Below are 3,501 nucleotides of genomic sequence, written 5' to 3' on the forward strand. Positions count from 1 at the left end.
CTGCAAGCCGGCTTCGGGAGGCCTACTCCCATCTTCAGTACAGCACCACAAGCTTTCGCTTGTGTTCGTGACACACTCTCGTCCATGCGCCAGCTCTTGCCAACTGGCCGCCTTGCGCAGGCGAAACGCTTTCTGCAGCACCGGTAGCAGCTTGACGGCACAGCGGTGCACAGTCGAATGATCGACCGCAACGCCGCGCTCGGCCGTCATGTCTTCGAGGTGCCGCAGGCTCAGCGGATAGGCCACATACCAGCGCACGCAGGTCAGAATCACGTCGAACGGATAACGCAGGCGTTTGAGCACTCGGGCCATTGCCGGATTCAACGTCTTTATCGAGCTTTCAGTGGTCCATGTCGTTCCGCACATCATAGCGGAACGCGTTACTGCGACAGAACCGGTGTGACTGCCGCTTGCCGGCAAGCGCGAATTCGATCGTGCTTAGCGGCCGCTCAACACATCGGCGAATCCACCGGTCTTCGCGCCCAGACGTCGAATTGCGAGGGCGACGTCCGTCGAGAGCAGCGCCTTCAATTCGTCCGCATGCCGATACGCGCGCATACTGCAAGTCAATGCGCTCTCCCCTGCAACAGCAGGATGGCAATAGATCTCGCCCACGCCATCCGGCAAAGCAGCAAGCGCCGCAAGCCACGCACGCTCATCCATTTGCCCGCTGTCGGCCACGCCGACAACATAATCGTTATGGAGAATTCCGGCGTCGTCGAGTCGCGCCCTCACCCTCGCGATCCAGGGGCGCAACCACAATGGCGCATTGACTTCGAACGGTAAGCGCATCGCCTTCATGCCGAATTCGCGCCCAGTTTCGAGGATCAAATCGAGCACCGTCGGATGCAGATGAAAGTGCTTGTGCGTGTTGACATGATCGAGCGTGAGCCCGCTGTCGGCGAATGCCTCGAACTGCGCGCGAATTTCTCGGGCAAGCTGTTTGCGCACGTGCGGCAGGAAGAAAAAGCGTATCCCGTCGCGCACCATGTTGCTGCCGAAGCGCCCATGTTCGTCGAGCAATGAGGCGATGCTCGCGCGCGGCATAACGGGGTCGCCGTCGGCGAGTACCAGATGCAGGCCGACTCGCAAGCGCGGCATCGCGCGGGCGCGCGCGATTGCGTCGCTCGAGGCGGGTGCACCGACCATCAGGCTTGCGGCCGTGAGCACGCCGCTGACATGAGCCTGCTCGACGGCCATGTTCACTCGCGGATGCAGGCCGAAGTCGTCGGCGGTCACGATGAGTGCTCGCGGCTTAGCGGCCATCGGACGCCTCGATGGTATCCATCAACGGCAACTGCGCGCCGCGCGACGCGGAACTCGAACTTCCAACCGGCACTCTGGCGCCTCGCCACATGACATGAGACCCGAAGGCGCTGGCGATCCACTGCACGAACAGCAAGCTATCGCGCAATGGCACGAGCGGCAGATCGCGCCAGAAGGCACGGCCGAATGCGGACGATAAAGCGGCCGACAACGCGTCCCCTGCCCCGTCCCTCAACCCGCGATGCAATGCCTGTTGCTGACGCACTGCCCGCGCGTGCAGCACGACGCGCGCGGCCAGGCCCGCGGCCATGTTGACCGCGGTCAAATACGCCGGCCAGCCATGCAGGGCACCTTGCTGACTTGCCACAAGGCAAGCCGTGAGTCCGACGCCGACAACGAGCCACGGCGTAGCAAACGTCATGAAGAGAAACGCAAAGCCGAGCGGATTCACCGAACGTATCGTGCGCAACCAGCGCGTCTCGCGTTGCCAGAGCGCGGTAAACGTTGTTTCGGTGACGTCGGTGGCGACCATCATTCGCGACAGCACGGTTCGCAAACCGAGGGCGCGCACGTGTTCGGCGAGCCAGTAATCGTCCGCGAGATAGTTCTTCAGGCGCCCGAAGCCACCGATGCGTTCGAGCGTCTCGCGCCGCAAAGCAAGCGTGGCGCCGAAACCGAAGCGGCGCGATCGGGCCATATGCGCGACGCGCACCGAAGGTCCGAACCATTCGTTGACGAAGAGCGCGCCCACCCGCGACCAGAAACCGCTCACGCCGTGCGCGACATACAGACAGGTGACAACGCCGACAGAAGGATCGGCCAGCGGCGCCGCGACGGCGCAGAGATAATTGGCTTCGACGGCGATATCGCTATCGGCAATCACGATCACGTCATGCCGCGCGCGCTCGGCCATATTGATCAGATTACTCACTTTCAGATTGCTGCCATGCACGCGCGCGTCGATCACGAGTTCGATGTCGAGCATCGGATACGCGGCTTGCAAACGGCGCACCACGGCAATCGCGGGATCGTCGGCAGAACCCACGCCGAATACCAGCTGGAAATGATCGAGGCGCTGCTCGCAGAAGCTTCGCAGGTTTTCATACAGGCGCGGCTCGACACCGCACAAGGGCTTGAGCACGCTCACGCGCACCGGCGAAAACGGATGGAGCGAACGCGTGCTGCCGCGCAGCCCGAAGAACGGCAGCGCGAGAGCAGCCACCACGGCATACAGCGACGCGCCGACGCAGCCGGCAAGCAGAAGCCATTCGGATACCGGTAATGCATGCGATGCCATTGCCGCGCTCCGTCAGCGTTTGCTCAAGACGAACGGCTTCCCCGTGAGACGCAGATGCAGCACGACGAGCCACAACCGCGGGCAATCCGACGCGAGATCGATCGGCCTGCTGCAGACAGACGCAACGCTTGCATGGCGGTCTGCGACGGCGGCCCGGAACGCGGCTTGCGCGAACTGGCGCGCGACCATGACGCCGCCGGCCATCACCGCGATAGAAGAGAGCCGGAAAGCCGCTGACACGAACAGGTGCTCGGCGCCGGGATCCACGAAGACCGTCACGCACGCGAGCAGGTCGGCGGCGACAGCCGTGAGCGAAGCGACCATTAGGTGCGCGCGCAACATATCGGCGGTGACAGGCTTCATGGCTTTGTCTCGTAGCGCGATGAAAAGCATGCACGGCTTCTTGCGGCGAACCGTCGCCTGCTTCAGGACACGATCGTCGCAGCCGATAAAACCGTCACCGCGGTCGCCATGCATTCCATCGATGTACTGGAACCGCGTCGAACCAAACCCGCAACTCGACACGACGCCGCACGCTCCTGTCACTCACAAGACAGTAAGCTGTTGATGGGCGATAGTAGCGATTCAAGCTGAAGGAAACCTTAAGCAGACCGCAGTAGAACCCGCCATGAACAGCGCGGTTAAACTGCGGACTTCATCGCCGCTTTTTCCGCGATGCATTGCATTCATCATCACAACACTCAACGGAATTTGCGTCCCATGCGTGTACTACTGGTTGAAGACGACGACCTGATCGGCTGCGGGGTCGAAGCGGGTCTGCGTCAGGCGGGTTTCACGGTCGACTGGGCGCGCGACGGCCATAAAGCAGGTCTCGCGCTGGACACCACGAGCTACGCGCTGGTCGTACTCGATCTCGGCCTGCCGCGCGTGTCCGGCATGGATCTGCTCAAGCGAATCCGCGACGCCGGCAACGACGT

General features: G+C 62.6%; 4 protein-coding genes and 1 pseudogene. 1 reads left to right on the forward strand and 4 read right to left on the reverse strand.

Annotation, left to right across the window (positions count from 1 at the left end):
- The 4 genes and pseudogenes from AB6809_RS35985 to AB6809_RS36000 form a co-directional block, all read right to left on the reverse strand.
- Window positions 1-333: pseudogene (locus tag AB6809_RS35985) on the reverse strand (hypothetical protein); the annotation flags it as partial.
- Window positions 334-438: 105 nt separating this feature from the next.
- Window positions 439-1,266 (reverse strand): hopanoid biosynthesis-associated protein HpnK, encoded by an 828-nt coding sequence (gene hpnK / locus AB6809_RS35990; protein ID WP_371028580.1) that lies wholly within the window; start codon window positions 1,264-1,266, stop codon window positions 439-441.
- Window positions 1,256-2,563, reverse strand: coding sequence for a bacteriohopanetetrol glucosamine biosynthesis glycosyltransferase HpnI (hpnI, locus tag AB6809_RS35995; protein ID WP_371028581.1), 1,308 nt, complete (start codon window positions 2,561-2,563; stop codon window positions 1,256-1,258). The genes hpnK and hpnI overlap by 11 nt, the downstream gene beginning before the upstream one ends.
- A 12-nt stretch (window positions 2,564-2,575) precedes the next feature.
- Entirely contained in the window at window positions 2,576-2,926 is a 351-nt protein-coding gene (locus tag AB6809_RS36000; protein ID WP_029972141.1) for a hypothetical protein, read from the reverse strand.
- Between the two features lie 357 nt (window positions 2,927-3,283).
- On the opposite strand from AB6809_RS36000, the gene AB6809_RS36005 reads away from it, so the two are divergent.
- A partial coding sequence (locus AB6809_RS36005) for a response regulator (RefSeq protein WP_175130968.1) occupies window positions 3,284-3,501 on the forward strand: 218 nt, incomplete at its 3' end.

The sequence above is a fragment of the Paraburkholderia sp. RCC_158 genome (assembly GCF_041355255.1).
GTDB lineage: Bacteria > Pseudomonadota > Gammaproteobacteria > Burkholderiales > Burkholderiaceae > Paraburkholderia > Paraburkholderia graminis.

Bases quoted from the DNA above. Each gene is read 5' to 3' on its own strand.
- AB6809_RS36000 (WP_029972141.1), bottom strand. From the start codon at position 2,926: ATGAAGCCTGTCACCGCCGATATGTTGCGCGCGCACCTAATGGTCGCT.
- hpnK (WP_371028580.1), bottom strand. From the start codon at position 1,266: ATGGCCGCTAAGCCGCGAGCACTCATCGTGACCGCCGACGACTTCGGC.
- hpnI (WP_371028581.1), bottom strand. From the start codon at position 2,563: ATGGCATCGCATGCATTACCGGTATCCGAATGGCTTCTGCTTGCCGGC.